This window comes from Mucilaginibacter sp. UR6-11 (assembly GCF_020880695.1).
GTDB lineage: Bacteria > Bacteroidota > Bacteroidia > Sphingobacteriales > Sphingobacteriaceae > Mucilaginibacter.
Window position 1 is genome coordinate 287,668 of sequence record NZ_JAJIWO010000005.1, and the last position, 26,477, is coordinate 314,144.

A 26,477-nucleotide genomic window follows, 5' to 3' on the forward strand; every position below is an offset into this window, starting at 1 on the left:
TACTTCTGTGAAAAACATCAAAATATCAGCTGTAAGCTACACTAATACCAAACCATTTTTATACGGACTGCAACATACCGACATCATTGATAAAATTGATCTTAGCCTGGACATCCCTGCGGATTGTGCACAGAAGCTGATCGATAACGAGGTCGATATCGGCCTGATTCCGGTTGCTGCAACACTCAATTTACCTTATTGGGAAATTGTATCAGATTATTGCATTGGTGCCGTAGGCGCGGTTAATTCGGTATTTATCTTCAGTAATTCCCCTATACAGGAGATTACCACCCTGCAGCTCGACCCGGAATCCCGGTCATCAAATAACCTGGCCCGTGTGCTGCTTAAAAACTTCTGGAAAATAACCCCCGGGTTGGTTGTTAACGCGCCGGACTATTCAGTCAACCCAAATACAGCGTTTGTACAAATAGGGGACAGGACCTTTGGTAAAAAGGATCAATTTAAATATGTATATGATCTGTCAGAAGAATGGCAAAAGTTTACAGGGCTGCCATTTGTATTTGCAGCGTGGATTGCCAACAAGTCAATCCCACAGGATTTTATAACTGAATTTAACCAGGCTTTAAAGACCGGCCTTGATCAGCGTGCCACGCTGTTGAAAGAACTGCCGGCCCGGCCGGATTTTGACCTCGAAGATTACTTAATGCATAAGCTTGATTTTGACCTTACAGCAGCTAAACGCAAGGCATTATATCTGTTCCTTGATTATATAAAAGCGCTCTAAAATACTGTACCTTAAAATTTTTAATACCTAATTAAACCAAGTTAGTTTAAGCCAATCAAAACGATACCATTAATAAAATGGTTTACAATTGATTATGGCAAACAGGTTAAGAAGATATAGCACCAGCTTTAAGGTTATTATGATCTTAATAACGCTGATTTTTACCGGCTATATCTTCAAATTAACTACCGGTACCAAACAGGTTATACTTCCTGCCGTTGATAGTACCGCGGCAATCCATCCTCCTAAAAAGCGTAAAAGAAAACACCGGGTAAAAAATCGAACCGTAGCGATTGCCGTTGTAAAGCCGGTAACTGATTCAACTAAGATCATTCCTGTTAAAAAAATCGCCGCCGTTAAAGTAGTACCCCAAAAATCAGAACAGGCAGTGACCATGCCGCTGACAAAGCCTGTGCCGGCAAAACACCTGCCCGGGGTTGACAGTACAGCAAAAAGTTTTCTATACACAACATCTGTGCAGCCCAATGTAACCGGTATTGTAAAACTGCGCCAGCAGGCAAACTTTTATTCAGACGTCATAACAAACATCCCCGCTAACGCAAAAGTACAGGTGCTTGAAAAAGGGCCAACTTATTATCGTATTGCCTACAACAATAATATTGGCTTTGTGCCCAGGTGGGCGTTGCAGAACAAATAAGCCGGTTTATTTTAAGGGTATCCTAATGCCAGTTTTTTGTAGCTTTTTAAGGCCAAATTTGTGTAAAGGGCCTGTTACAATGCAAATAAGGCATTTTTTTGGCGATTTCAGGATTAGCATATTGTACAAAATACACTAAGTAATTTAAAATATTTTTAATTTAGTAGTTTATATCACCATTAATTATGAAATATTTATAAAAATTGAGATTTATTATAATTAATTGCAAATCGACCGTACTTTTGTTAATAATATTAAAAAACAAATACCATGAAAAAATTAATCTTTACCGCAGCAATCGCTACTATGCTTAGCGTAACTGCCTTTGCCGATGGTGGCAAAAAAGCTACTACCGAAACTGGTGAACAAAATGTATCATATGCCGTACTTACTCAATTTAAATCTGATTTTGAAAATGTAAGCAACGTTATCTGGACGGTTACAACCGGTTCACAAAAAGTAAGCTTTACTAAAAACAACGTTAACTATACAGCTTATTATGATTCGTTTAATGAATACTTCGGTTTAGCACAGGAAGTTTCATTCGCAACGGTAACCAATGCTATCAAAACAACTATAGCAAAAGATTACAGCAGCTATGCTATTAAAAGCGTAACCAGGTTTGAAGCACAGGATGGCGAAGAACCGGTTGTGTACTTTATTAACGTTAAAAATACTGCAAACAATGTTATTTTAACCATATCACCTAATGACGGTGAGGTAAAAAACATTGAGAAAATTAAGTAATTAACACCCTGATTATAAAGCCCTGTCAGCTAACCGCGGACGGGGCTTTTTTTATCGTCATGAATTATAATATGTAATGTCTATGTAAATAGTAGTTTATTTTTTATTTCGCTATTGATATTTAAAACAAAGCCAGTAACTTTAAAAAATAATTCTATTTAAAACATAAATATCATGAGTTTAAGATTAGGCGATAAAGCCCCGGATTTCACAGCACAAACCTCGATAGGAGAGATCAACCTTTATGAATACCTTGGCGACGGCTGGGGAGTATTGTTTTCGCACCCTGCAGATTATACACCGGTATGTACCACTGAGCTGGGCCGTACAGCAGCTTTAAAAGATGAGTTTGCCAAACGCAATGTTAAGGTGCTGGCGCTAAGTGTTGACTCGGCCGAGTCGCATAGAAGCTGGATCAAAGATATTAACGAAACGCAAGGCGTAGAGGTAGAGTTCCCGATCATTGCCGACGAGGACCGTAAAATTTCAGAAGCCTACGACATGATCCATCCAAACGCTTCTGTTAACGCAACGGTACGTTCATTATTTATTATCGGCCCGGATAAAACGATTAAGCTGATCATTACTTACCCGGCCTCAACCGGCAGGAATTTCGCCGAGATCTTACGGGTGATTGATTCACTGCAACTTACTGCCTATTACAGCGTTGCCACGCCTGCCGACTGGAAAGACGGTGAAGACGTAGTGGTTGTTCCTGCTATTAAAACAGAGGACATCCCGGCAAAATTTCCGAAGGGCTTCAGAGAGGTTAAACCATACTTACGGTTAACGCCACAACCTAATAAATAATTTATTTTGATATTAAATAATTTTATATATTTGGAAAAGGGAGTGTATTATTCCACTGATTATTAATACCATTTGTACTCAGGTCGGCGTAGCTCTATATTCTTAATAACAAATTATTAATACTATTATATTATTATGAAAACTGGAAAAGTAAAATGGTTTAACACACAAAAAGGTTACGGCTTTATTGTTACCGAAGACGGGAAAGATCTTTTTGTACACTTTAAGGATGTGCAAGGCGGCGTAAACGCTATTAAAGATAACGATAGCGTTGAGTATGATGTAGAGGATGGTAGAAAAGGATTACAGGCAGTAAATGTAAAGAAGATATAATTTACTTACCCCGGACTAAAAGGACCTCTGTAAACCCAGAGGTTTTTTTTTGGCAAAAAATTTAAAAAGCTGCTTAATTCGCTTACTTTAGGCCAACCAATTATTTTTCGATTATGACTGATGCCGTATCGGCCAAAGCCTCCAGGAATGTTGTTTTTTTAGTGCTTGTTGCCTCATTGGGCTATTTTGTTGATATCTATGACCTGGTAATTTTCTCTATCGTGCGGGTAAAAAGCCTGCAGGATATCGGGATACCGGCTGATAAAATAGCGGCCGAAGGTGTGTATGTGATCAATATGCAAATGTTTGGCCTTTTACTGGGCGGTATCATATGGGGCGTAATCGGCGACAAGCTGGGCCGCATAAAAGTATTGTTCGGATCAATATTTCTATACTCGGTCGCCAACTTTGTAAATGGTATGATCCATGATATTGACAGCTATGCCTTGATCCGCCTCGTGGCGGGTATCGGGCTGGCAGGCGAGCTTGGCGCCGGCATAACCCTGGTAAGTGAAACCCTGAGTAAAGAGCGTCGCGGTTATGGCACAACCATTGTCGCCATGATAGGCCTGTTAGGCGCCGTGGCCGCTGCTTATGTGGGTAAATATGACTGGCGCACGGCCTACTATGTAGGTGGCGGCCTGGGCATTGTTTTGTTGTTAATGCGGATGGGCACGTTTGAATCAGGCATGTTTAAAAACATCCATGATAAAGACGTATCCAAGGGCAATATTTTAATGTTGTTTAACAATCGTAAACGTTTCCTGAAATATCTGTACTGCATCTTGATTGGCGCGCCGCTTTGGTACGTGGTAGGGGTGCTGGTTACCCAGGCGCCCGAATTTGGCAAAGCGCTTGGCGCACCGGTGCCATTGAGCGCCGGCGACGGGATTATGTACACCTATGTGGGTATTTCTGTAGGCGGTATTTTTGCGGGTTTACTGGCCCAATACACCCGGTCGCGCAAAAACACCATGTTTATATTCTTACTGCTGTCGGTAATAAGCGTTATGTTTTACCTGAGTGCCAAAGGCATCACCACTTCGCAATTTAGATGGTTATGCTTTTTTATGGGATTTGCGGTTGGTTATTGGGCAACATTTGTTACCATAGCGTCCGAGCAGTTTGGCACCAATATCCGCTCGACCGTGACTACCACGGTACCCAACTTTGTTCGTGGCTCATTGATCCCCATCAACTTCGCCTTTAATGCCCTGATGCTGCATTTCGGCCGGATCTCCAGCGGCTATATTGTAATGATTGTGCTTACGCTAATTGCACTATTTGCTACCAGCCAGCTAAAAGAAACTTTTGATAAGGATCTGGATTATATTGAGGATGAAGGCGCTAATATGACGACTTAATTTATCGCGGTAATATTTGGAGGAGCTGATGCTTACGGCAAAACACTGAGCATTAATTGTGCTTGTTTAGATGTGGACGACAAGAAGTATAAATCTAAATGCCTGCTAATAACTGCCGTATAAGATTTCTCACTCGTACCTCGTATCGAAATGACAAGACGGTTATATGCCAAATCAACTAAAAATTGCATTTTTGCCCCGATGATTAGCAAAGAACAAATAGCCGCCGATTACCAGACCATCCAGGACGAGATCTGCCGGGCCCTGGAAGCCGTTGACGGTAAAGCCACGTTTGAAGAAGAAAAATGGGAGCGCGAAGGCGGCGGCGGTGGCCGTACCCGGGTTATACAAGACGGTAATATCTTTGAAAAAGGCGGCGTAAACTTCTCGGCTGTTGAGGGTGAATTGCCGGAGGTGATGAAAAAAGCCCTGAAGGTTGACAGCAATGATTTTTTTGCTACCGGGGTATCTATCGTTATCCATCCTAATCATCCGCTGGTGCCGATCATCCACATGAATATCCGGTATTTTGAGTTGCCGTCATCATTCGGAGACGGGCAGGAGCCCGTCCGCTGGTTTGGCGGGGGCATAGATTTGACACCGCATTATATTGATGATGAGGATGCCAGATTTTTCCACGGCAGCCTAAAGGCGGTCTGTGATCAATTTAATGCTGATTTTTATACCCGGTTTAAAAAGTGGGCCGATGATTACTTTTTCATCAAACACCGTAATGAAACCCGCGGAATTGGCGGCATATTTTACGACCGGATCACCGCCTCTGAAGATATGAGCTGGGATGATATATTCGGGTTCTCTAAAGCCCTGGGCCGGTCGTTTATCCCCATCTATACCGAACTGGTTAATTGCCATAAGCGGGAGAGTTTTACTGCAGATCAGCAACAATGGCAATACCAACGCCGCAGCCGGTATGCCGAGTTTAACCTGGTTTATGACGCGGGCACCAAATTCGGACTGGAAACCAACGGCCGCATCGAGTCGATCCTGATGAGCCTGCCGCCAACCGCCAGGTGGCTTTACAATTACCAGCCGCAGCCGGGCAGCGAAGAAGAAAGAACATTGTCTTTATTGAAAAAAGATATTAACTGGGTTTAGTATGAAGAAGCTGTTGGCACTGTTTATTGTTACTATCATTTTGTCTTTTAAAAGCGATGCCTCTTTACAAGGCACCTGGCAATATTGTGGCGGCAAATTCAATAACAAGTTATCGCCACCACCGGCAGGCTACCAACAACTGAGAAAATACACCGATAAAACGTTTGAAGCTTTTTTACTGGAAGACGGTGAAAAAGATGTAAAATATGAAAGCGGCACTTATGCCTTAACCGCAGATAGCTGTACAGAAACCCAAACTTACAGCCTGCAGGAGTCTAAACTATTGAACGTGCCCATGCATTACCGGTACACCATGCAGAACGATACGCTTATTTTGAAAGGTACATTACCGGGCGGCGCGTTAATTGAAGATTATTGGAAGAAGGTGAAATAAGGCTTATAAATAATTCATTTGGTGATCCGGATTATTGATCCAAAATCTCATTTTTCAATCAGCTGATAATCAACAATTAAGGCGTCAGTTACACCTAAAGTTACCGACTTAAAATGGTGATCCAAAGTGATCCGCTCAATTTATTAAATAGCTTATTATCAATTAGATAAGTCGTTTTGATGATCCGGATGATCCAACTGATCCACATTTATCCGGATCACCTGTGTTTAATTTGTGCCGCTAAGAATCAGCGTTAATCAATGCCGTAATCCATTAAAAAAAACACCTTAATGTGGAGTACCGGCGATATGTGGAAAAAAAGCCCAATAGCTGTACTTTTGGAACCAATTTGTTAGTAAAAAAGGACTATTAAATCAACTAAATTCTTAACTTCGCAGGTCGTATAAAAAATCTGTTTTTTACGATCAATTATAAAGCAAAATATCTACAAATAAATAAAAATGGCTGAAGGTACAGAGAACGATAACCCGAACAAAGAAGACAGAATTATTTCAATAAATATTGATGAAGAAATGCGATCGGCTTACATTGATTATTCAATGTCTGTTATTGTATCGCGTGCATTGCCTGACGTACGCGACGGCTTAAAACCCGTTCACAGGCGCGTGCTTTTTGGGATGCTTGACTTAGGTTTAAATAATAATAAGCCTTATAAAAAATCTGCCCGTATTGTGGGTGAGGTAATGGGTAAATATCACCCGCATGGTGATGCTTCTGTATACGATACCATGGTACGTATGGCGCAGGAGTGGAGCTTGCGTTATCCGTTGGTTGAAGGCCAGGGTAACTACGGCTCAATTGATGGTGATAACCCGGCGGCAATGCGTTATACTGAGGCAAGACTTGAAAAGATTGCTGAAGAGATGCTGGCCGATATCAATAAAGACACTATCGACTACCAGTTAAACTTTGACGACTCGTTACAGGAGCCAACAGTATTGCCGGCCAAGTTTCCTAATCTGCTGGTTAACGGTGCGTCGGGTATTGCGGTAGGTATGGCTACCAATATGGCGCCACACAACCTGTCGGAAGTTATTGATGCCACTATAGCATTAATTGATAACCGTGATATTGAGGTTGCCGAATTGATGAAACACGTTAAGGGGCCTGATTTCCCTACAGGCGGTATCATCTATGGCTTTGAAGGCCCGCGCGAAGCGTTAGAAACCGGTCGTGGCCGGGTAGTACTACGGGCCCGTGCGGAGATTGAAATGCATGGTAATGACCGCGAGCGCATCATTGTATCCGAAATACCATACCAGGTAAATAAAGGTTTAATGATTGAGCGTACCGCTGACCTGGTTAATGATAAAAAACTGGAGGGCATTTCGGCTATCAGGGACGAGTCAAACCGCGAGGGTATCCGTATCGTTTATGAGATAAAGCGCGAAGCCAATGCAGCGATCGTACTAAATAACCTTTTCAAATACACCGCATTACAAACTTCGTTCAGTGTAAATAACATTGCGCTGGTTCACGGTCGCCCGATGATGTTGAATCTTAGGGACCTGATCCATCATTTTGTTGAACACAGACATGAAGTTGTTGTACGCCGTACCAAATTTGAATTATCCGAAGCCCAAAAACGCGCGCACGTTTTAGAAGGGTTGTTAATTGCCCTGGATCACCTTGACGAAGTAATTAAACTGATCCGCGGATCACAAACCCCTGAAGAGGCCCGCGAAGGTTTAATCAGTCAGTTTGGTTTAAGTGACATACAGGCACGCGCTATTTTGGATATGACCCTGAGAAGGTTAACCGGATTGGAGCGCGACAAGATCAAAGACGAATACGAAGGTTTGATGAAGCTGATAGATTACTTAAACAGCATCCTGGCGGATGAAGGTTTAAGAATGCAGATCATCAAAGACGAGTTGTTAGAGATAAAAGAAAAATACGGCGATGAGCGTAAAACCGAAATGGTTCATTCATCAGCAGAAATGCAAACCGAAGACTTTATTGAGGATGAAGATGTGGTAATTACCATATCACGCGAAGGATATATCAAACGTACACCACTTACTGAGTACCGCAGACAGGGCAGAGGCGGTAAAGGATCAATCGGAAGCAATAGTCGCGATGAAGACTTTATTGAGCACCTGCTGATCGCGTCAAACCACAACTATATGTTGTTCTTTACAGAATCAGGTCAATGTTTCTGGTTAAGGGTGTTTGAAATTCCGGAAGGGTCACGTACCTCTAAAGGCCGGGCTATCCAGAATATCATCAATATCCCTAAAGAAGAAAATATAAAGGCATACATTAAGGTTATAAATTTAAAAGACCAGGATTACCTGGAGAATAACTTTATCATCATGTGTACCAAAAAAGGCGTGATCAAGAAAACTTCGTTAGAAGCTTATTCCCGTCCGCGTGCAAACGGTATCAATGCTATTAATGTTAATGAGGGGGATTCATTACTTGAAGCAAGCTTAACCAGCGGTACCAGCGAAATTGTAATGGCTTTAAAATCAGGCCGTGCTATCAGGTTCAATGAGGCAACGGTAAGGCCGATGGGGCGTACTGCCACAGGTGTAAGGGGTATTAGTTTAGCTGATGATAAAGATGAGGTTGTTGGTATGATAAGTATTGATAACCCTGAGACCACTGTACTGGTAGTATCAGAAAAAGGTTACGGTAAACGTACTGATATTGATGATTACCGCGTTACTAACAGAGGTGGGAAAGGTGTTAAAACACTTAATATAACTGAAAAAACCGGAAAACTTGTTGCTATAAAAGGTGTTACTGATAATGAAGACCTGATGATTATTAATAAATCAGGGGTAATTATACGGATTGCTGTCAGCGAATTAAGAGTAATGGGCCGTGCAACGCAAGGAGTGAGGCTGATTACTTTAAAGGGTAATGACGAGATAGCATCAGTAGCTAAAATTGAACACGACGATGAAGAGGAGGAAACTGAAACTGAAGGCGGAGATACACAATCAACATCTGATGCAGCTACAGATACCGAACCAACATCAGGCGAGATAACTGAATAAACTATGAATGTCCGTAAAATAATTTTGTCGGTTTTACTGGTACTGTTTACTTCACCGTTTGCATTCTGCCAGTCAGAATTGCTAAAGGGTGTAGTGAACAGTTTGGCCTTCTATAAGCAGAAAAAAGAGCTTAGGTTTTTGGTCAATGCAAAAAAATCGATTGACAGTCTGCTAAAATTAGCACCGGACACGAATGATCTGGAAAAAAATGTATATCGGGCCGTTGTCAACTCGGCTATTTTATATATAGATTCAACCAACACTACCGGCCAGCCCGAAAATTATTTCAGGAAAACGGTTGAACAGGTAGATATCTTAAATACCCGTAAAAAGATATATAAATACCAGCCTGAAATGGATTTTACCAGGGAGTGCCTTGCAAATGTTTATATACGTAAAGCATTTGCCTATGCACGCATTTCTGACTATCAGAACGCCGGTGTTATGTTTATGAAAGCGCATAAGTATGTACCTTCTTTTAAACCGCTTAACGCTTATATTGCTTACACCAATAATAAATTGGGCAATGTTACAACCGCAGAAAAATATTATGATAGCCTGGTAAAAACAGATAGTACCCGGACGGATTATATAGAAGCCGCCGCAAACGTCTACAAAGCCGTAGGGGATACCGCGAAAGCGCTCGAAATGCTAAAAAGAGGGCGGAAGCTGTTGCCTGCCGATAAATTCCTGCTGTTGGATGAGGCTAATATTTACAATAACAATAAAGATTATAAATCATTAGAACCATTATTGCCACAATTGCTTGACTTTAATGCAAATAACCCCGATATTGTATTTGTAGCTGCAAATTGTTATGATCATCTTTATCAATATGATAAAGCAGAGTCACTTTATTTGCAGGTGATAGATTTAAACAGTTCGGCATTTGAACCGATCTTTAATCTGGGGTTGCTTTATTTGAAGAAGAGCGCATTGAAACAGGGGAGTGAGGCGGACAAAAACCTGGCTTACGCCCAGAAATGGATGGAAAAAGCAAGCGAGATATCGCCAAATGATACAAATTGTTTAGAAGTTTTGCAGCTGATATACAAAAAGACAGGTAACAAAGACCAAACAGAAAAAATAAACAATAAACTAAAACAGTTAACCAATCAATAAAACTATGAGAGTTAAATTTTTGATAGCGGGCTTAATGGCCGTAGCCACTACTACTGCGTTTGCTCAAAAATACGAATTAAACAATGCTAAAGAAACGTATGATAAATACGTTACTTTAAACAAAGTAGCCGCAACTTATACCGAAGCCGATAAAAATCTTATCGCCTCAAAAGAATCTATTGATAAAGCTGCCGCTAATGCAAAAACAGCCAATTTGCCTTTAACTTATGCGGTAAAGGCGGCTGTATACGCTACCTATGCTTTACGTGATACTTCAAAAGCAAAAACTATCGGTTTTTTTAATACGGCTGATGAAGCGTTAAAAAAAGCTAAAGAGCTGGATGCAACCGGCGAAAACAAAGCTTTGATATTAGAGGCCGCCAACAACCTGGCACAATACCAGTTAAACAAAGGGGTAGCCGACTTCAAAGACAAGAACTTTGACCTGGCCTATAAAGATTTTGATTATTTCCACAATCTTTTTCCAGAAGATACCACAGCCTTATATTATTCAGGCCTGGCAGCAGTTGCGGGATCAAATTATCCGGCGGCGCTAACTGCTTATTCAAAGCTCTTGCCACTTAAATTCTCTAAAAAAGAAACCATTTATATGGATATGTCAAGTATCTATTTAACTACAAAGGACACTGTAAATGCGCTAAAGATTGCTAGTGAAGGAGTAGAGAAGTTTCCGAATAGTTCTGACCTGAGAAGAAGAGAAATTGAGGTGAGCCTGCAAGCGGGTAAAGCACATGAGATTCTGGGTAAAATTCAGGCTGCTATTGCAAATGATCCGAAGAACAAAAACCTATATTATTATGCTGGCTTAACTTATACTTCCTTCGGATCAAACACGGGGTCTGATATAGATAAGCTTAAAAAAGGTTCAAAAGATGCAGCTGCAATAGCGGCCCTTCAGGCAAAAAAAGATAATTATTTTGCTCAAGCTGTCGAAATGTATAAAAAAGCGCTCGAAATTGATCCGGATTATTATGAAGCTAATTTAAATATTGGCTATGCTTACCTTGCGCCGGCAATCGATTTATATAATGCCGCAAACCAGTTGCCGCCAAGCAAACAAAAGGAATATACAGCAGCCATCGCAAAGTCAACGGCACAATTTGAATTAGCTAAACCATATTTAATTAAAGCAACAGAATTAAATCCAAAATCAAAAGATGCCCTGATAAACTTAAAAAATTATTACCTGGGTACAAAAGACACCGCTAATGCTACCGCTATCCAAAAAAGGATAGAAGCCTTATAAGCTGCACGAGGAGTGACATAAATAAAGCCCGCCGGGAAGCGGGCTTTAAATTAAATACACTACTTAACATAATGTTAATTATGAGATAATAATAAAGGAACTAATTAGCAGTTGGTCATTGGTTCATTAAACATTCATTAATTACATTTTAGACGCCGACTTACCGGTATCATGCAATTGTGTTGGAATTACCGATTTACTTTCGGAATTATAGCCGATAAAGATTTGCGGTCATTGCCACGGCCAAGCGCAAAACGTAAACTGATAGAGAAATAAATATATTCATAAAGAAAATTTAACGAGTCATTAAATTCCGGTATCAGTTGTGGTTTTTAATTTTTATTACTGATATTTAGGCGCCATGGTAGTATCAGAAAGATTATCAAAATGGGGAATGCGCATCTACCCTCCTCTTTTTTTCCAGCGTATTTGGGTGGTTAAAATTGATAAGGGATTTAGAGGAGTCACCGTAAATATCAACAAGAGTATTTTAAATAGAAATTATAACAACTCTATTTTTGGCGGTACCATTTTTTCGGCCGCCGACCCGTTTTATCCATTGTTGTTTCACCAGCTATTTACGCATAAGGGCTACAACGTTATCGCGTGGTCAAAATCATCTGAGATTCAGTTTTTAAAGCCCGGGTTAACTAAACTACAGTTTAAGATCAGGATCAGTGATGAAGAAATTGCGGAAGCCGAGCACGTTTTAAACACCGGCGGCAAGTATATCAAAGCCCATCCGATTGATATATATAATACCAGCGGTGAAATTTGCGTGACGTTGATGAACGAGGTTTATTTACGTAATATTAACTTTATTGAAAACGTACAATGAAGATATTTATAAATGATAATGTATTTTTAGAGAAAGGATTTCTGATCTCGACAGATAAAAGCCTGCTTGATTTTGACGTGATCCATAACTACCTTAATCAGGATTCTTATTGGGCAAAAGGTATACCGCCTGAAAGGTTGAGATCTGCTATCAACAACTCTATTTGTTTTGGTATCTATCATCACCGGAAACAGGCGGGTTTTGCCCGCGTCATTACAGATAAAGCTACTTTTGCCTATATTGCAGATGTATTTGTTCTGCCTGAATTTAGAAACAAAGGTTTGTCGAAATGGCTGATGCAAACTATTATGACGCAACCGGACCTGCAGGGATTAAGGCGATGGTCATTAGCTACCGCCGATGCACACGGATTATACAGCCAGTTTGGTTTTACACAGATAACCCGTCCTGAACGATGGATGGAAATATTTACGCCCTATCAAGCGCTTAATAATAAAGAAGATGAACGTAAAGAAGCAAATTTTTGAGGGCGAAGGTGTTACACTTGATTTTAAAAAAACAATAACCAGTTGCGAGAAAATAGCGCGCACCATGGTATCATTCGCCAATAATAAGGGCGGGCGCCTGTTGATTGGGGTAGCTGATGATGGTACTATAAAAGGCGTTAAGTCTGAAGACGAAGAGCGTTATATGATAACAAAAGCCGCTCACCTTTTTTCAAAACCGGCGTTAGAGCCCAAATTTGAAGAAGTTTATGTTGATGACAAGCTGGTACTGGTAGTTGATACGCCCGAGAGTACCTTAAAACCGCATTATGCCCTGGCAGAAGACGGCAAATGGTGGGCATATGTACGTGTGAAGGATAAAAGCGTTTTGGCCAGCAAGGTCGTGGTTGATGTATTAAAAAGATCGGCAGAAAATACAGGTGTGCTGATTGAATATTCTTCAAAAGAAAAATCATTACTGGAGTACCTGGAGAAAGCCGCCCGTATAACGGTTAAAGAATATTGCGATTTAATAAAAGTAGGCCGTCGTGCTGCCCAGCGTATCCTGGTTAACATGATACTTTCGGGCCTTATACGCGTGCATACTACCGAAAAAGAAGAATACTATACGGCGGCTTAATAATATCTTGTAATGCCTTCTATCTTTAGCAAATACCGGTCGCATTACGGCGATAACCTTAAACTGGCCATCCCGGTTGTAATATCGCAATTAGGTCACACGCTGGTTCAAACATCTGATACAATAATAGTGGGCCACTTTGCCGGCACGGTTAGTTTAGCTGCCGTTGCACTGGCTTCAAGCATCTTTGTAGTCCCGCTTATTATTGGTATCGGCATATCCTATGGCTCTACCCCTTTAATTGCCCAGCATAACGGCCGTAAGGAATACAGGGAATGCGGGCAATTACTATCAAACAGCTTGCTGATTAATGTATTAACCGGTATCATCCTGTTTGCGATCGTTTGTTTAGGCTCAATATATCTCCTGGATCACTTGCATCAATCGCCGCCCGTATTGAAACAAGCCCGGCCTTTTTTAATGTTATTGGCTTTATCGGTTATCCCCATGTTGGTGTTTAATACATTTAAACAGTTTGCAGAGGGCCTGGGATTTACTAAACAGGCCATGATGATATCGATATGGGGTAATATCCTTAATATTTGCCTGGGGATAACCTTCGTGAAAGGATTGTTCGGGATCCATCCGATGGGTATTATGGGTGTTGGTTACAGTACATTGATAGACCGCTGCTTGATGGCGCTTATTATGGGTATATATGTGTTCAGATCTAAAAATTTTAAACAATACCTGAAGGGATTTGCGTTGAAAAATATCGATCGCGTCCGTTGTTTAAGGATTTTGAAAATTGGCGCCCCGGTAGCGTTGCAATATACTTTTGAAATCAGCGCGTTTAGCGCGGCTGCGGTTATGATCGGCACCATCGGTTTGGTGCAGCTGGCAGCACATCAAATAGCAATTAATTTAGCGTCCATGACCTATATGATGTCGAGCGGTTTATCAGCCGCTGCCGCCATCAAATCAGGAAACTATTTTGGCGCAAAAGATCACGGAGGGCTTCGGTTATCGGCAAATGCCAGTTATCATATTGTTTTGATTTTTATGAGTTTGACGGCCTTGATCTTCACTTTTGGCAACCATGTTTTGCCCTGGATCTATACTTCAGATGGCAGCGTAATACTTATTGCATCACAGCTACTTATACTGGCAGCAATCTTCCAGTTATTTGATGGCGCACAGGTAGTTGGCTTAGGGATATTAAGAGGTATGGGCGATGTAAATATCCCCACAGCCATTACATTTCTGGCTTACTGGATAGTAGGCCTGCCTATCGGCTATTATTGGGGCATCCATTTAAACTGGGGAATTAACGGAGTTTGGTACGGGCTGGTTTTAGGTTTGATGGTATCGGCCATACTCCTTTTCATCCGCTTTAAAATTATCAGTAAACATCATCGCGATAAGCAAATAATTATCATAGCCCGGGATTAAAATGAATAATTACTGGTGGCCTGTCGGTGATAAAACCGATTTAAGACCTTAAATCATCCGCTACAAAGCATTTTTATAGAACTGATGGTAAGACACGCCCGAGACACAACCCCCTGCTTAAATCGCCTCAAATAGCTTATTTATTGGGCTTGCTCACATACGGATTGCCTTTAAGATAAAACCGGTAAGGCAACAGGGCATCCTCCTTAGCATAGGCTACGCCAACCCTGGGTACCGCAACTATTTGTTCATCCGGTATAACCATACCCTTCTCCTCTATCCATAGCGTATCGCTTTGCAGGCTGATAGCGTTGATCTTGCGTGATATCCCCAACGCCTGCGCCACCGAACCGGGACCGGATGTTATTGTGGGTTTTACTACCGGCATGTTTCGGCGGAGCTGCATAATATCAAGGCCGTCAGTTGGTTGTATCGCTCTTATTAAGATAGCATGGGGTTGGCCCTCGACAGACGTTACCACATTAAACATCTCATGGATACCATAACATAAATAAACATAGGCTATGCCGCCCTGCTCGTACATGGTTTTAGTTCGGGGCGTTAAGCGGTTACCAAAACTGTGTGATGCGCGGTCAATAATACCATTATATGCTTCTGTTTCAACAATGTAACCGCCGGTAACCTCCCCATCAATACAGGTAAATAAATACTTGCCCAGCAGCTCGCGGCTTATCGCTACAACGTCATTACGTTCATAAAAAGACTGAGGAAGTTTCATTTTTTCTTTAAGATCCCTTTCAATAATTTATTGATCTGTTTAGCTTTATCAAATACCATGATATGCGTCCCACCTTTGATTATAGTTGCGTTTTTGATCTTTTTATAATTAAAAACCAGGTCTTTATCGCCAACTATATGGTAAACATTTGCAGGGATGATTTCATTATCCCATTTTAACACCGCCCCAATAGCCCATTTTATAAATTTTGGCGATGACTTCCTGAGCATGTCGTTAAATAGCCAGGCATCCCGGGACGACATGTTACCAAATACCGGCTTAATTAAAAATCCTAAGTTTGTCAATAGCCGCCCGGACAAAAGTTTATAAGCCGGCAAAACCTTAAACAGTTTGAAATACCAGGGAGCTTCGTTTACGGTCTTGATACTCGATATCAATATCACCTTATTAAGTTTAACCTGCCTGGCAATTTCAATAGCGATCATACCGCCTAATGACGTTCCGATAACAATAGAATTATCGTATATAAAATACTGATGGATAAGCTTTTGTGCATAGGTATTTAAAGTATCACATTCATTAGGCTCAATCCAGTCAACAGGCTCTACTTCATTATCCAGCAGATCAATGTTATTATAAAGGCGGGTATCGGCGCCAAGGCCGGCTATTAAAAATATTTTACTCATTAAAGTTGATCAGCTTTAAAACGCTTTCAAGATATTTAGCGTCAATTTCATCAAACTGAGCTAAATTTTCGCTGTCAACATCTAACACACCAATCACTTCATTGTTGTGAAATAATGGCAATACAATTTCAGACCGTGATGCCGAACTACAGGCGATATGGCCGGGGAATGCATCAACATCCGGGACAATCAAGGTTTTAGCCAGCTGCCAGGCGCTGCCGCATACACCTTTACCTTTGGCAATCCGGGTACAGGCCACCGGCCCCTGGAAAGGGCCCAATACCAGTTCTTCTTTCTTAACCAGATAAAATCCTACCCAAAGCCATTTAAACTGCTCCTTTAAAGCTGCGCATATATTGGCAAGGTTAGCAACCAGATCAGGCTCACCGTCCAGTAATGCTTCAATTTGCGGGAGTAGTGACCGGTATTGCTCCTCTTTGTCGGTTGATGTAATAATTGTCAGATCTTCTGCCATATCATCAAAGGTAAGTATGTAGTATTAAAAGTAAATAAGGCAAATCTCATTTTTAATCTTTTATTTAGTAGCGCAATGATAGCCAGTTTCACCATAGTCCGTTATAAAAAGTTATTAATACCTTTTGCCCTGCTGGCTATGGCTATACACCGGTTGCCGTTAGCGCTGCAAAAAGGCTGCGCCTTTTGGAAATTGTTAGGCAGCGGGCAAAACGGGACTTTTGATCTGCAACCCGACTGGCAGCAATGGGGGCTGTTAGCCGTTTGGCAAACCCGCGAAGATTTTGAACAGTTTCATAAACGCTCATTTATCGCTTCGTGGTGGAGGTTCTTTGGGGTCGAAAAGTGGACGATCCTCTTGTCGCCCCTGCAAAGCCACGGCAAATGGGACGGTAAAGAACCTTTTGGCCAGGCGGAGACAAATGACTACACCGGGCCGATAGCCGTTTTAACGCGCGCCACCATTCGGTTAAACAAACTAAAGCACTTCTGGGGTAGTGTAGACGAGGTTGCCGGTTTAATGATTGCAGCAAAGGGCTATATAGCATCCTTTGGCGTGGGCGAGGCGCCCCTATACCGGCAGGCCACGTTTTCTATTTGGGAAAGTGTGGAGGATGTTAAGGCATTTGCCTATCAGTCCAGGGAGCATAGCGAAGTGATCCGGAAAACGCGGACAGAGAATTGGTATAAAGAAGAACTTTTTGCACGCTTTAAACCCATTGCCACCTTTGGTACCATAAAGGGTAACGACCCTTTAAATAATCATATTAAATTATTTAACAATGAGAGTAATAGCAGAGTTACCGCACCCTGAATTTAAGATAACCATCTTTAACATGAACCAAAAGTTTATTGTAAAAATGGAGCGGGGTATTTTAGAGCAAAGCTATAAAATACCTGAAATGGATGTAACAGACGGGGTAAACAGCGTATTTGAATTGCTGGATGAGGAGTTTTTGAATACAGTTGCAACACGGTTTGCAGAGATGGGCAAAGATTTTAAAGCAAGCTATCATCGCTATAATTATTAGTATATATAAACTACATAAATAACTGATTTTTAATATTATATATATCGTTAAAATAACAAACAAAATTATATTTGGCATATAAAATCGGTAATATTTAGTCTATTACGCTGACGATCCAACTAAATAAACCCTGCCGACATCGATTGCGTAGAAAAATAAACAGGTTGGCTTTTGTTTCTGCGGGAAATTGTAAAATTGTCAATCATGTCCATTTCAAAAAACGTCCGTTATTCAGCTAATTTTATGAACATACACATCCGGTTAAAAACAGCAACCTGCTTCTCTGTTATATTGCTGTCTCTAATGGCAGCGATATTTGCGCTGGCCTCTTTTACTAAAAATGATAATCCTGCGGATATCACTATCAACTCGGTAAAAATCACCGGTGGTATCCAGGCACCGACGTCAATGGCTTTTCCTGAACCCAGCAAAATCTGGATCACTGAACAAACCGGAAAGATCCGCCTGGTAAAAGACGGCCGGTTAACCAACGTTGTTATATTGGATTTGAAAGACAAAATGATCAGGGTTAATTCCGGTTATGAAGAAAGGGGCCTGTTAAACATTGCCTTGCATCCCGAATTTAGCTCGAACGGCAAATTCTATGTTTTTTACAGCCGGCCGGCAACGACCCAAAATCCGGCCAACAACCATAAGTTTGATCATACAGATGTTGTGGCGGAGTATAAACTAATACCCGGCACAGACCAGGCCGACGAAAAGAGCGAACGCATTATCTTAACCCAGGACAAACCCGATGGCAACCACAACGGCGGCGGTATAGTATTTGGGGCGGATGGGTATTTATATGTAACCTTTGGTGATGGCGGCGGCCAGCATGACCAGCACGGCCCTATCGGTAACGGTCAAAACATGAATACCTGGCTGGGCAAGGTGTTGCGGATCAATATTGATGTTGATTCAACCTATTCTGTACCAAAAGATAACCCGTTTACAGGCAGGTTCGGTACAAAACCAGAGATCTGGGCATCAGGCTTCCGTAACCCCTACCGGATTTCATTGGATAAAGCTTCAAAACAATTATTTATTGGTGAAGTTGGCCAGGACACCTGGGAGGAAGTTGACATCCTGGAAAAAGGTGCCAACTACGGCTGGCGGCTGGTTGAAGGCAATCACTGTCATAACCCTGAAACCGGTTGCGACTTTACCGGGCTTACGCCACCAATAGCTGAATATCATCATAGCGAAGGTGTTTCTGTAATAGGTGGTTATGTTTATAACGGAAAACAGGTATCATCACTTAAAGGTAAATACCTGTTTGGCGACTGGACCGGCCCTGTTTGGTACCTGCAAAAAGCCGGAAACAAATGGCAGCGTGGTAAAGTCAGGGTTAAAAACTTCCCGGCAAGCGGTAAGATTACCGGCTGGGGCGAAGATCAGTCCGGTGAATTGTATTACCTGATTAATTCTGAAGCAGGCCCGGGTCCTGCGGGTTCAACTACCGGCAGTGTTTACAAGATCATAAAAAACCAATAAATGAGAAAGCGTTTTAGCAGTCGGTTAATAGTTGTCATTGCATTTGGGGGAGTTAGTGTTTTACTGCTCCCTTCTTACGTTTTTAACAAACCTAGGCCGGTAAGCGGCGGGTTAGCGCCGACGATAAGCCTCAAAGCGCAGCAATTGGTTACCGGTTTGCAGGCTCCGCTGGATATGGCTTTTACCGGCAACGGTGATATTTTGGTAGCCGAACAGGCGGGGAAGATCAGGCTGATTAAAAACGGCAAATTAACAGCAGCGCCGGTATTGGATATCAGCAGTAAACTGATCAGGACTATGCCGGTTGACGTGCGTGGCTTGCTTGGTTTTGCCCTGCATCCTAAGTTTAAGAGTAATCATAAAGTATATGTTTTTTATAGCGCGCCGACAACTACTGAAAACGCCGATCATAAAAATATAATAGCCGAATATACCTTATCAACCAATTCAACTCAGGTTGATCCGGATAGCGGCCGCATATTATTTACGGCGGACGAGCCGGGGCAGGGTGATAACGGCGGTTGCCTGAAATTTGGGCCGGATGGATATTTATATATAGCCATGGGCGATGGCGGCGGCGGTGGCGATAAACACGGCCCCATTGGCAATGGTCAAAATATGAATACCTTGTTAGGTAAGATACTGCGGATAGATGTCAACAGCGATTTAACCTATATCGTTCCTAAAGACAATCCGTTTGTAGGTAAAACAGATGTCAGGCCAGAGATATGGGCCTATGGTTTGCGCAACACCTGGAGATTCTCTTTTGATAAGGTAACCAGGCAACTGTTCACCAGCGACGTTGGCGAAGGTGCCTGGGAAGAACAGGATATTATTGAAAGAGGCGGTAACTATGGCTGGCGAATAACGGAAGGTAATCATTGTTTCAATCCTAAAGCCGATTGCGACTTTACGGGAACTATTAAACCCATTTCAGAATACGATCATAAAAGCGGCGTATGTGTTATAGGGGGTTACGTGTATCATGGCAGGCAATTGCCATCAGCCAACAAGGGCAAATATTTTTTTGCCGACTGGACTGGCCCCATTTATTATATTGAAAAAAATAGCACGGGATGGCAGCGCGGAAAAGTTGAGCTTCAAAACTATCCTCAAAACTTAAAGATAACCAGTTGGGGCGAAGATCCGTCCGGCGAGATTTATGTGATAACCAATGGCGGCACGCTGTTGAGTGACGTAAAAGGAGCTATTTATAAGATCGTGAAATAGTTTTGCTGCTGGTGATGACAAAGTAATCGCCACTGAAATTTAAAGCTTTCTTAGCTCAGGGGTGATCCAGCTTAAGTGATCCACTCAAAAACCACACAAACTTTAAAATAACGATAAGTAACTTATTTACAATGATTTAACTATATCTGCTTAAACAATTACTAGTGATCCAAAGTGATCCGCTTTATTTATTAATTATTTGATATACAATTAATTAACTAAATTAAGTGATCCGGGTGATCCACTTTTTAATATGGATCACCTGTCAATAATTCCTTCACTAACTTCGGTACACCGTCACTAGCCTTCTCTTCTATCCTGATAATATTTTTAATCCTGTTGATCTCCGGTATCTTAGGGTCGATGATGTATTTAGGTACATCATAATGCACATAGTTTACCAACCCCGCTGCCGGGTAAACCGCCAGCGATGAGCCGACCAGGATAAAAATATCCGCCTGCTGGCAGATCCTGGCCGCGGGAATGATCATAGGGACATCCTCACCAAACCAAACCACATGCGCCCGTAATTGCGAACCCAGCTCGCATACCTCTCCCATTTTTAGCTCCCATCCCGCTATCGGATAAGTTAACAAAGGGTTGATGCTTGATTGCGAACGGGTAATGACCCCATGCAGGTGCATTACATTGACAGACCCTGCCCTCTCATGCAGATCATCAATATTTTGCGTGATAATAGTAACGTCGTATTGGTTTTCCAGTTCGGCTAATGCATAATGAGCGGCGTTTGGTTTGGCGGCTAAAGCATCCCTTCTGCGCATGTTATAAAAGTCCTGCACTAATTGCGGGTTTTCCTGCCACGCCTCGGGTGTCGCAACTTTTTGCACATCGTAACCCTCCCAAAGGCCGTCGCTGTCTCTAAAGGTCTTTAAACCGCTTTCAGCGCTTATCCCCGCTCCGGTTAATACCACTATCTTTTTCATAAATAATAATCCATAAAAAAAGCGGCCGAGAACCGGCCGCTTTTTAATTATTTAATACTTTAGTTTAAAGGGCCAATTTTTGGTTTGCACGTAATATGGTAAATTTACTTTTAGCCAATTCAAACCCGCCGAACAATATAATACCGAATACAACATCGCCCAAAAACATATTTTTCTCAAATGGTATGGCAGCGACTAAAGCTTCCCAATATCCAAGTGGTGAATATGGATAAAGTGACGCGGCGCCGTTTATCCAGGGCAGGTCCATAATTAACCAATGGATCGTTACCGGAGCCAGTAAAACAACTATACCGTTTACTAAATTCAGTTTTTTTATCAGTGATCCAACAAATACAGTTATTGAAAAACATACGCAATTCCAAAATGTATCGCTGCTCCATAACGACCAGTGTGAGGTATAGGCATGGTTAATGATAACGTCACTTACAACAAAAGTAAGCAATACGGTAAGGTAAGCCTTCCATTTTTCCTGAAAATAAACTCCGCCAAAAATAGCGATAGCGCCTACCGGTGTAAAATTGCTCAATACCGGGTATTTTAGGGTTAACAAACGTACCCCCGCAGCAGCTATAATTACTAAAGCGAGTATGATGTTACGGGTATTTATTTTCTGTAATGCTGACATAGGGTAAAATTACGTAATTATCCTAAAATTACTAAACAATTAAACAAAAGCTATTTATTTGTTTATCAACGCCATTTTACCCGGATTGATACCAACGACTATAGAATATTCTTTTTTTCCGGTTTTATCAAAAGCCGTTAATGTTCCGTTTGATGAATAATCCTTGGCATCGGTAACAAATATTTCGCCGGTTTGTGAGTCGCCCGAGATAGCATATGGTGTGGTAATTACAGTACCATCCGTAATGAAATTGGCGGATGCTGCAGTTTGTGTCTTAGCATTATAAACAGCTATTTTATTATCAGCGGTTGGATAATAAACAAAATCACCTTGCGCGTAAATCGGCACATTATAACCCAAATTCAGATCTGATTTTGATTTAACAACATCTGTTGTATTATTGATGATAGTTATTCCGGGATTAACGCTTTTATCTTTAGTGTCGATTCCTAATGATAGTACATATATATTTCCAAATGTATCTGCCGTAACCGAAACAGGATCTTCGGTAACCGTTATTGATTTAACCACCGCCAGCGTAGCCAGATCAATTACCGATACTGTTGTTCCTACATTGGGATAATCCAGGCCTCCTGAATTGGCTACATATAATTTACCATTAACAACAGCCATTTGCTCGGGGCTGCTGCCTACATTGATAGTTTTTGTTATAGTCATGGTAGCTGTGTCAATTACAGATACCGTGTTATTGTAAGACGTGACAAAAGCATTGGTTTTGTAAAAAGCAACACTGCGTGGCTGATTTAACGTAATGGTTTTTAAAACTTTCGAAGTTTTAGCCGTACTAACATAAACCAGGTTTGATTTATTTACAACGATATACATTTTTGATCCGTAAATACCCAGGTCGTTACCGGTGTCGCCAAGCTTGGTAGTGTTGGCCGCTATAAAAAAGTCGGCAGTTAAAGCCTTAGTGGTATAATCGTAATACGTTAAGGTACTATTATTATTACCGTAAGTGCCCTGGTTTAATACATAAACGCCGGCACGTTCTGCAGTTGGTGTTTCTGTGTTTGGTGCTGTTTTGTCTTTATGGCATGATGCCAGTACTGTTACAAATGCTAACGCGATAAAGAGGTTGTGAAGTTTAATTTGTTTCATGATTTATGTTTTATATAGTGATTTGAAATGAAATTCTGAATGATCGTCCCGGCATAGGGTAACTTTGTACCACCATATAGTTGGTGTTAAACAAATTATTAACCTCGGCAGCTAAACTGACCGGAAAATGATTAACAGCTCCTTTATAAACTACCGACGCATCACTGATACCATAAGCCGGCATATAATCGAAGGAGTTGTTATCGTTACCATAATATCTTGATGATGATATTACCTGGTTGTAATACAGACCAAATGCACCCTTACTTATACCGGCGTTTATGGCTACTGTATGTTTAGGCGTATAAGGTAATTGATTAAGATATATGGTTTCTGCAGGGTCCGTCACATTTTGCACCTGCTGATAGGTATAATTTGCCGATAATGTTACTGTAAAGAGTTTAAGTTTTGCCTGCGTTTTTAAACCCGCATCAAGCCCCAGCACTTCAACTTTGCCTGTGTTGCGGGCATAACCGTTATAAAGGCTGGGTATGTTTATAATTTTATTGGTTATATTGTTGTAATAAGCATCGGCAGTAAAACCCAGGTAATCAAACAATCCGTTAAGGCTTTTCAGGTAACTAATGCCCAGGTCATATTGCTTTGTAAATTCGGGCCGCAGGTCGGGATTTACGGTGAAACCATAATACTGATCATTAAATGTTGGCGCCCTGAATATGTATTTATAGAAACCACGCAACTGTAAGTTTTTATCAGCAAAAGGTTTTACTGTGGCTATCAAGGTCGGTGCGTAAATGTTCCTGTCGGGTGTTGTGGTGCCCGTTCTTACGGTTTCGTGCAGATGGGTATTAAGCAAACTGCCCTGCAGGGTTAAATCACCCAATATTAAATTGCTTGCTAAAACATTAAGGATGGTGAGCCGGGTGGGGTAACGAAAAGCTGGCAGGTCGGCATTCATGTTATTTACAGCCAGGTCGGCAGCGTATGATAGCTGCCAGTTTGGTTTGATAGCATAAGTCAAAGCCGCCGATTGATAATATTCGCGCTGGCTAAAATGCTGATCGAGCACCCCTGCCGTGTTCGGGAACTGCGGATCAAAATACCGCAACTGGTTTTGTGAGAGCTTTGTGTTTATTAATAGTTGTAATCCACTGTTCCATTTATGCTGGTAACCACTCTGTAAAAACAGGTCGCGGTTATATAGTTTTTGTCCGCTTGGTGGCGGTGTATAAAGTATTACTGCACTGGGTAACCCCCGGTCAGAGTTATAATAGTTAATCCGCAGATTAAACTTGCTGTTGCTGTCGGTCCTGTATAAAGTGCCATCAACCTGCTGGATAGCGACCTCTGATCCTACCCTTTTTTGTTTGGTGTTGGTTGCGCCGTTAAAAAGCAAATAGTTGTAGCCGCCGTCGGCATTTATAGTATAACTATTGATGATAAATGCCCATTTACCACTGAGCCGCTGCTGCCATTGCAGATAAGGGTTGATTAAACCAAAACTGCCCGCTTTTATTCCGGCAGTTACCAGGTAAGGTTTTTCTGCGGATAAGCCGGGTTTTATGGTTTCGATAGACAAGACGCTGGCTGCTGCAAAAGCCCGTGCCGTTTGCAAAATGTCCGGTGGCTGCGCATTATATAAACTGATCCGCTGGATGCCGTTCACATTCAGCTTACTCAGGTCGATCTGTCCGTTCTCAGCATCGTTGATCTGAACGCCGTCATATAAAATCGAAGTATGGTTAGCACCAAGCCCCCTAACTGACATTGTTTTTAAGCCCCCTATGCCGCCGTAGTCCTTAATAATAACACCTGAGAAATCGCGGATAGCATCCGCTACGTTAAAAGCATTATAATGTATAAATTCATTTGCCGACAGAGATTGCGAAGGCACTATAACTTGAATTTGGGGTATAGCTGATGATTTGACTTTAACCTCTTTCAGTTTTTTTGTGGTGTCACTTTGCGCAAAAAGAGGATTAGACAGGAACAGGACAATCAATCCAATAAAGCATCCCGGAAAAAATCCTGGACAGTTAAAAGCATACAGTATTGGTTTTTTCATGCCTGATGTAAGTAATACTTACAGCATAACGGAATAACAATGGAATGAAAACACGCCGGTTTTACAGGAGAGCATCTCACATCCAAGCTTCAATCCCCGAAAGCTGTGAATAATATATAAGGCTCTGGCAGGTCTTCTGACTTACTCCCCTTCGTCCCGTCTTCCCTTTCGCAGTGCGATTAGTGACTAAATGAATAGACTATGGTTATGGAGCTTACAGCTGCGGGACAGTTACAGAATTACACTGTATTCCCTTTTAATCCCTGGTAATTTTAAAATCGCCAGGAAACCTAAAGCGCTGTAAAATTAGGATAAGAATTGGTAACGACAAAGCAAACGGCCGTATTTAATTTCATTAAAAGAAAACCTCGGCGCCTGTATGCTGTTAACTAACAATAACATAAAGCTAGATATTATGGCAACAAATACATTATCCCCTGCTACGCGGCACCAGACAATAACCGAACCGGCAGACATAAATTTAAACTGGCCCGAGCGTTACATTTCTATCGCGACAGGTGTAAAACTTACATTTTCGGGATTAGGCAACTTATTTTCGAGCCCGCTTTCAAGCATTTTAAAACTAGGCGCCGGAGGCTATTTATTAAATCGCGGCGTTACCGGCCATTGTGCTATTTATTCAAAAATCGGTAAAAACACGCAGGAACCTGTAGATATCAGCATCCGAACAGCTTTCACCATCAATAAACCACGCCACTTTGTTTATGATTTTTGGCGCAAGCTGGATAATTTACCCTTATTTATGAATCATTTGGAAAGTATTGAGGTGATTGATGATATCCGCTCGCATTGGGTGCTTAAACTACCTACCGGGGTTGGCACTGTAAGCTGGGATGCCGAGATCGTAAAAGATAAACCTGGTGAAATGATTGGATGGAGTTCATTACCAGATTCGATAATCGATAACGCCGGCAAGGTATTTTTCAGGGATTCTGCCGATGGCAAAGGAACTTTGGTGGACGTTGTGATTACTTACCAACCACCCGCCGGCGGTGTTGGCGCCAGCATTGCACATGTACTTAACCCGCTATTTAAAAATATAGTGGATAATGACGTGCGCAACTTTAAGCAATATATGGATTTGGAAAATTCATTAAAACCGATAGCTCATAATGGCAATGCGCATAAAACGGCAACGCGTAAATCTGTAGCAAATAAATAAACTCTCAATATTTAATAAAGCCCCGTCAATTTTGGCGGGG

Annotated in this window: 27 protein-coding genes and 1 riboswitch; of the genes, 20 read left to right on the top strand and 7 right to left on the bottom strand. The window is 41.6% G+C overall.

Annotated elements, in window-relative coordinates; translation table 11 throughout:
- Positions 1–7 precede the first annotated feature (7 nt).
- The 15 genes from LJ658_RS13825 (at position 8) to LJ658_RS13895 (ending at position 14,898) form a co-directional block, all read left to right on the top strand.
- Positions 8–745 carry a menaquinone biosynthesis protein gene (locus tag LJ658_RS13825; protein ID WP_230547112.1) on the top strand — a complete coding sequence of 246 codons (738 nt, stop codon included), beginning with the start codon at positions 8–10 and terminating at the stop codon, positions 743–745.
- A 94-nt stretch (positions 746–839) separates the two neighbouring features.
- Positions 840–1,403 carry an SH3 domain-containing protein gene (locus LJ658_RS13830; RefSeq protein ID WP_230547113.1) on the top strand — a complete coding sequence of 188 codons (564 nt, stop codon included), beginning with the start codon at positions 840–842 and terminating at the stop codon, positions 1,401–1,403.
- Between the two features lie 270 nt (positions 1,404–1,673).
- Positions 1,674–2,150 (top strand): hypothetical protein, encoded by a 477-nt coding sequence (locus LJ658_RS13835; RefSeq protein WP_230547114.1) that lies wholly within the window; start codon positions 1,674–1,676, stop codon positions 2,148–2,150.
- Between the two features lie 174 nt (positions 2,151–2,324).
- Positions 2,325–2,960 carry a peroxiredoxin gene (locus LJ658_RS13840; RefSeq protein ID WP_230547115.1) on the top strand — a complete coding sequence of 212 codons (636 nt, stop codon included), beginning with the start codon at positions 2,325–2,327 and terminating at the stop codon, positions 2,958–2,960.
- Between the two features lie 135 nt (positions 2,961–3,095).
- Positions 3,096–3,293: a cold-shock protein gene (locus tag LJ658_RS13845; RefSeq protein ID WP_144249222.1), complete on the top strand. Its 198-nt coding sequence runs from the start codon at positions 3,096–3,098 to the stop codon at positions 3,291–3,293.
- A 113-nt stretch (positions 3,294–3,406) separates the two neighbouring features.
- On the top strand, positions 3,407–4,657 hold the full coding sequence (locus LJ658_RS13850; RefSeq protein ID WP_230547116.1) for an MFS transporter: 1,251 nt from the start codon (positions 3,407–3,409) through the stop codon (positions 4,655–4,657).
- A 201-nt stretch (positions 4,658–4,858) separates the two neighbouring features.
- The gene (hemF, locus tag LJ658_RS13855; protein WP_230547184.1) at positions 4,859–5,773 is read left to right on the top strand and encodes an oxygen-dependent coproporphyrinogen oxidase; all 915 of its coding nucleotides are present in this window, start codon (positions 4,859–4,861) and stop codon (positions 5,771–5,773) included.
- A 1-nt stretch (position 5,774) separates the two neighbouring features.
- On the top strand, positions 5,775–6,167 hold the full coding sequence (locus tag LJ658_RS13860) for a hypothetical protein (protein ID WP_230547117.1): 393 nt from the start codon (positions 5,775–5,777) through the stop codon (positions 6,165–6,167).
- Between the two features lie 461 nt (positions 6,168–6,628).
- On the top strand, positions 6,629–9,193 hold the full coding sequence (gene gyrA, locus LJ658_RS13865; protein ID WP_230547118.1) for a DNA gyrase subunit A: 2,565 nt from the start codon (positions 6,629–6,631) through the stop codon (positions 9,191–9,193).
- 3 nt (positions 9,194–9,196) lie between these two features.
- Entirely contained in the window at positions 9,197–10,315 is a 1,119-nt protein-coding gene (locus LJ658_RS13870; protein ID WP_230547119.1) for a lipopolysaccharide assembly protein LapB, read from the top strand.
- A gap of 4 nt (positions 10,316–10,319) precedes the next feature.
- Positions 10,320–11,582 carry a lipopolysaccharide assembly protein LapB gene (locus LJ658_RS13875; RefSeq protein ID WP_230547120.1) on the top strand — a complete coding sequence of 421 codons (1,263 nt, stop codon included), beginning with the start codon at positions 10,320–10,322 and terminating at the stop codon, positions 11,580–11,582.
- Positions 11,583–11,943: 361 nt separating this feature from the next.
- Positions 11,944–12,420 carry a PaaI family thioesterase gene (locus LJ658_RS13880; protein WP_230547121.1) on the top strand — a complete coding sequence of 159 codons (477 nt, stop codon included), beginning with the start codon at positions 11,944–11,946 and terminating at the stop codon, positions 12,418–12,420.
- Entirely contained in the window at positions 12,417–12,908 is a 492-nt protein-coding gene (locus LJ658_RS13885; protein ID WP_230547122.1) for a GNAT family N-acetyltransferase, read from the top strand. The genes LJ658_RS13880 and LJ658_RS13885 overlap by 4 nt, the downstream gene beginning before the upstream one ends.
- Positions 12,883–13,506 (top strand): helix-turn-helix domain-containing protein, encoded by a 624-nt coding sequence (locus LJ658_RS13890; RefSeq protein WP_230547123.1) that lies wholly within the window; start codon positions 12,883–12,885, stop codon positions 13,504–13,506. The genes LJ658_RS13885 and LJ658_RS13890 overlap by 26 nt, the downstream gene beginning before the upstream one ends.
- A gap of 12 nt (positions 13,507–13,518) precedes the next feature.
- Positions 13,519–14,898 (top strand): MATE family efflux transporter, encoded by a 1,380-nt coding sequence (locus LJ658_RS13895; protein ID WP_230547124.1) that lies wholly within the window; start codon positions 13,519–13,521, stop codon positions 14,896–14,898.
- A 136-nt stretch (positions 14,899–15,034) separates the two neighbouring features.
- Here the strand turns inward: LJ658_RS13895 and LJ658_RS13900 are convergent, their stop codons facing one another.
- From LJ658_RS13900 to LJ658_RS13910, 3 genes are read right to left on the bottom strand one after another with little or no spacing between them, the layout of a single operon-like run.
- Complete coding sequence (locus LJ658_RS13900) at positions 15,035–15,637, bottom strand: DNA-3-methyladenine glycosylase (protein WP_230547125.1); 603 nt, start codon at positions 15,635–15,637, stop codon at positions 15,035–15,037.
- Positions 15,634–16,284: an alpha/beta hydrolase gene (locus LJ658_RS13905; RefSeq protein WP_230547126.1), complete on the bottom strand. Its 651-nt coding sequence runs from the start codon at positions 16,282–16,284 to the stop codon at positions 15,634–15,636. The genes LJ658_RS13900 and LJ658_RS13905 overlap by 4 nt, the downstream gene beginning before the upstream one ends.
- The gene (locus LJ658_RS13910) at positions 16,277–16,759 is read right to left on the bottom strand and encodes a GAF domain-containing protein (RefSeq protein WP_230547127.1); all 483 of its coding nucleotides are present in this window, start codon (positions 16,757–16,759) and stop codon (positions 16,277–16,279) included. The genes LJ658_RS13905 and LJ658_RS13910 overlap by 8 nt, the downstream gene beginning before the upstream one ends.
- A gap of 75 nt (positions 16,760–16,834) precedes the next feature.
- Here LJ658_RS13910 and LJ658_RS13915 point away from each other — a divergent pair, with 75 nt between their 5' ends.
- The 4 genes from LJ658_RS13915 (at position 16,835) to LJ658_RS13930 (ending at position 20,516) form a co-directional block, all read left to right on the top strand.
- The gene (locus LJ658_RS13915) at positions 16,835–17,572 is read left to right on the top strand and encodes a DUF3291 domain-containing protein (RefSeq protein ID WP_230547128.1); all 738 of its coding nucleotides are present in this window, start codon (positions 16,835–16,837) and stop codon (positions 17,570–17,572) included.
- Positions 17,541–17,789: a hypothetical protein gene (locus tag LJ658_RS13920; protein WP_230547129.1), complete on the top strand. Its 249-nt coding sequence runs from the start codon at positions 17,541–17,543 to the stop codon at positions 17,787–17,789. Before LJ658_RS13915 ends, LJ658_RS13920 begins: the two co-directional genes overlap by 32 nt.
- 243 nt (positions 17,790–18,032) lie before the next feature.
- On the top strand, positions 18,033–19,286 hold the full coding sequence (locus tag LJ658_RS13925) for a sorbosone dehydrogenase family protein (protein WP_230547130.1): 1,254 nt from the start codon (positions 18,033–18,035) through the stop codon (positions 19,284–19,286).
- The gene (locus LJ658_RS13930; RefSeq protein ID WP_230547131.1) at positions 19,287–20,516 is read left to right on the top strand and encodes a sorbosone dehydrogenase family protein; all 1,230 of its coding nucleotides are present in this window, start codon (positions 19,287–19,289) and stop codon (positions 20,514–20,516) included. It abuts the gene before it with no gap.
- Positions 20,517–20,764: 248 nt separating this feature from the next.
- Here the strand turns inward: LJ658_RS13930 and LJ658_RS13935 are convergent, their stop codons facing one another.
- The 4 genes from LJ658_RS13935 to LJ658_RS13950 all read right to left on the bottom strand — a co-directional run bounded on the left by LJ658_RS13935 (position 20,765) and on the right by LJ658_RS13950 (position 25,254).
- Positions 20,765–21,460, bottom strand: a complete 696-nt coding sequence (locus LJ658_RS13935) for a Sir2 family NAD-dependent protein deacetylase (RefSeq protein ID WP_230547132.1) — start codon at positions 21,458–21,460, stop codon at positions 20,765–20,767.
- Positions 21,461–21,524: 64 nt separating this feature from the next.
- Positions 21,525–22,106 (bottom strand): DUF6580 family putative transport protein, encoded by a 582-nt coding sequence (locus LJ658_RS13940; RefSeq protein ID WP_230547133.1) that lies wholly within the window; start codon positions 22,104–22,106, stop codon positions 21,525–21,527.
- A gap of 54 nt (positions 22,107–22,160) precedes the next feature.
- On the bottom strand, positions 22,161–23,228 hold the full coding sequence (locus LJ658_RS13945; protein WP_230547134.1) for a YncE family protein: 1,068 nt from the start codon (positions 23,226–23,228) through the stop codon (positions 22,161–22,163).
- A gap of 10 nt (positions 23,229–23,238) precedes the next feature.
- A complete protein-coding gene (locus LJ658_RS13950; RefSeq protein ID WP_230547135.1) occupies positions 23,239–25,254 on the bottom strand; it encodes a TonB-dependent siderophore receptor in 2,016 nt (671 codons plus the stop codon).
- Between the two features lie 108 nt (positions 25,255–25,362).
- Positions 25,363–25,563: riboswitch (cobalamin riboswitch) on the bottom strand.
- 106 nt (positions 25,564–25,669) lie between these two features.
- Between LJ658_RS13950 and LJ658_RS13955 the strand changes: the two genes are divergently transcribed.
- Positions 25,670–26,437: an SRPBCC family protein gene (locus tag LJ658_RS13955; protein WP_230547136.1), complete on the top strand. Its 768-nt coding sequence runs from the start codon at positions 25,670–25,672 to the stop codon at positions 26,435–26,437.
- The last annotated feature ends 40 nt before the right edge of the window (positions 26,438–26,477 follow it).

Bases quoted from the DNA above. Each gene is read 5' to 3' on its own strand.
- LJ658_RS13830 (WP_230547113.1), top strand. From the start codon at position 840: ATGGCAAACAGGTTAAGAAGATATAGCACCAGCTTTAAGGTTATTATG.
- LJ658_RS13835 (WP_230547114.1), top strand. From the start codon at position 1,674: ATGAAAAAATTAATCTTTACCGCAGCAATCGCTACTATGCTTAGCGTA.
- LJ658_RS13840 (WP_230547115.1), top strand. From the start codon at position 2,325: ATGAGTTTAAGATTAGGCGATAAAGCCCCGGATTTCACAGCACAAACC.
- LJ658_RS13845 (WP_144249222.1), top strand. From the start codon at position 3,096: ATGAAAACTGGAAAAGTAAAATGGTTTAACACACAAAAAGGTTACGGC.
- LJ658_RS13850 (WP_230547116.1), top strand. From the start codon at position 3,407: ATGACTGATGCCGTATCGGCCAAAGCCTCCAGGAATGTTGTTTTTTTA.
- hemF (WP_230547184.1), top strand. From the start codon at position 4,859: ATGATTAGCAAAGAACAAATAGCCGCCGATTACCAGACCATCCAGGAC.
- LJ658_RS13860 (WP_230547117.1), top strand. From the start codon at position 5,775: ATGAAGAAGCTGTTGGCACTGTTTATTGTTACTATCATTTTGTCTTTT.
- gyrA (WP_230547118.1), top strand. From the start codon at position 6,629: ATGGCTGAAGGTACAGAGAACGATAACCCGAACAAAGAAGACAGAATT.
- LJ658_RS13870 (WP_230547119.1), top strand. From the start codon at position 9,197: ATGAATGTCCGTAAAATAATTTTGTCGGTTTTACTGGTACTGTTTACT.
- LJ658_RS13875 (WP_230547120.1), top strand. From the start codon at position 10,320: ATGAGAGTTAAATTTTTGATAGCGGGCTTAATGGCCGTAGCCACTACT.
- LJ658_RS13880 (WP_230547121.1), top strand. From the start codon at position 11,944: ATGGTAGTATCAGAAAGATTATCAAAATGGGGAATGCGCATCTACCCT.
- LJ658_RS13885 (WP_230547122.1), top strand. From the start codon at position 12,417: ATGAAGATATTTATAAATGATAATGTATTTTTAGAGAAAGGATTTCTG.
- LJ658_RS13890 (WP_230547123.1), top strand. From the start codon at position 12,883: ATGAACGTAAAGAAGCAAATTTTTGAGGGCGAAGGTGTTACACTTGAT.
- LJ658_RS13895 (WP_230547124.1), top strand. From the start codon at position 13,519: ATGCCTTCTATCTTTAGCAAATACCGGTCGCATTACGGCGATAACCTT.
- LJ658_RS13900 (WP_230547125.1), bottom strand. From the start codon at position 15,637: ATGAAACTTCCTCAGTCTTTTTATGAACGTAATGACGTTGTAGCGATA.
- LJ658_RS13905 (WP_230547126.1), bottom strand. From the start codon at position 16,284: ATGAGTAAAATATTTTTAATAGCCGGCCTTGGCGCCGATACCCGCCTT.
- LJ658_RS13910 (WP_230547127.1), bottom strand. From the start codon at position 16,759: ATGGCAGAAGATCTGACAATTATTACATCAACCGACAAAGAGGAGCAA.
- LJ658_RS13915 (WP_230547128.1), top strand. From the start codon at position 16,835: ATGATAGCCAGTTTCACCATAGTCCGTTATAAAAAGTTATTAATACCT.
- LJ658_RS13920 (WP_230547129.1), top strand. From the start codon at position 17,541: ATGAGAGTAATAGCAGAGTTACCGCACCCTGAATTTAAGATAACCATC.
- LJ658_RS13925 (WP_230547130.1), top strand. From the start codon at position 18,033: ATGAACATACACATCCGGTTAAAAACAGCAACCTGCTTCTCTGTTATA.
- LJ658_RS13930 (WP_230547131.1), top strand. From the start codon at position 19,287: ATGAGAAAGCGTTTTAGCAGTCGGTTAATAGTTGTCATTGCATTTGGG.
- LJ658_RS13935 (WP_230547132.1), bottom strand. From the start codon at position 21,460: ATGAAAAAGATAGTGGTATTAACCGGAGCGGGGATAAGCGCTGAAAGC.
- LJ658_RS13940 (WP_230547133.1), bottom strand. From the start codon at position 22,106: ATGTCAGCATTACAGAAAATAAATACCCGTAACATCATACTCGCTTTA.
- LJ658_RS13945 (WP_230547134.1), bottom strand. From the start codon at position 23,228: ATGAAACAAATTAAACTTCACAACCTCTTTATCGCGTTAGCATTTGTA.
- LJ658_RS13950 (WP_230547135.1), bottom strand. From the start codon at position 25,254: ATGAAAAAACCAATACTGTATGCTTTTAACTGTCCAGGATTTTTTCCG.
- LJ658_RS13955 (WP_230547136.1), top strand. From the start codon at position 25,670: ATGGCAACAAATACATTATCCCCTGCTACGCGGCACCAGACAATAACC.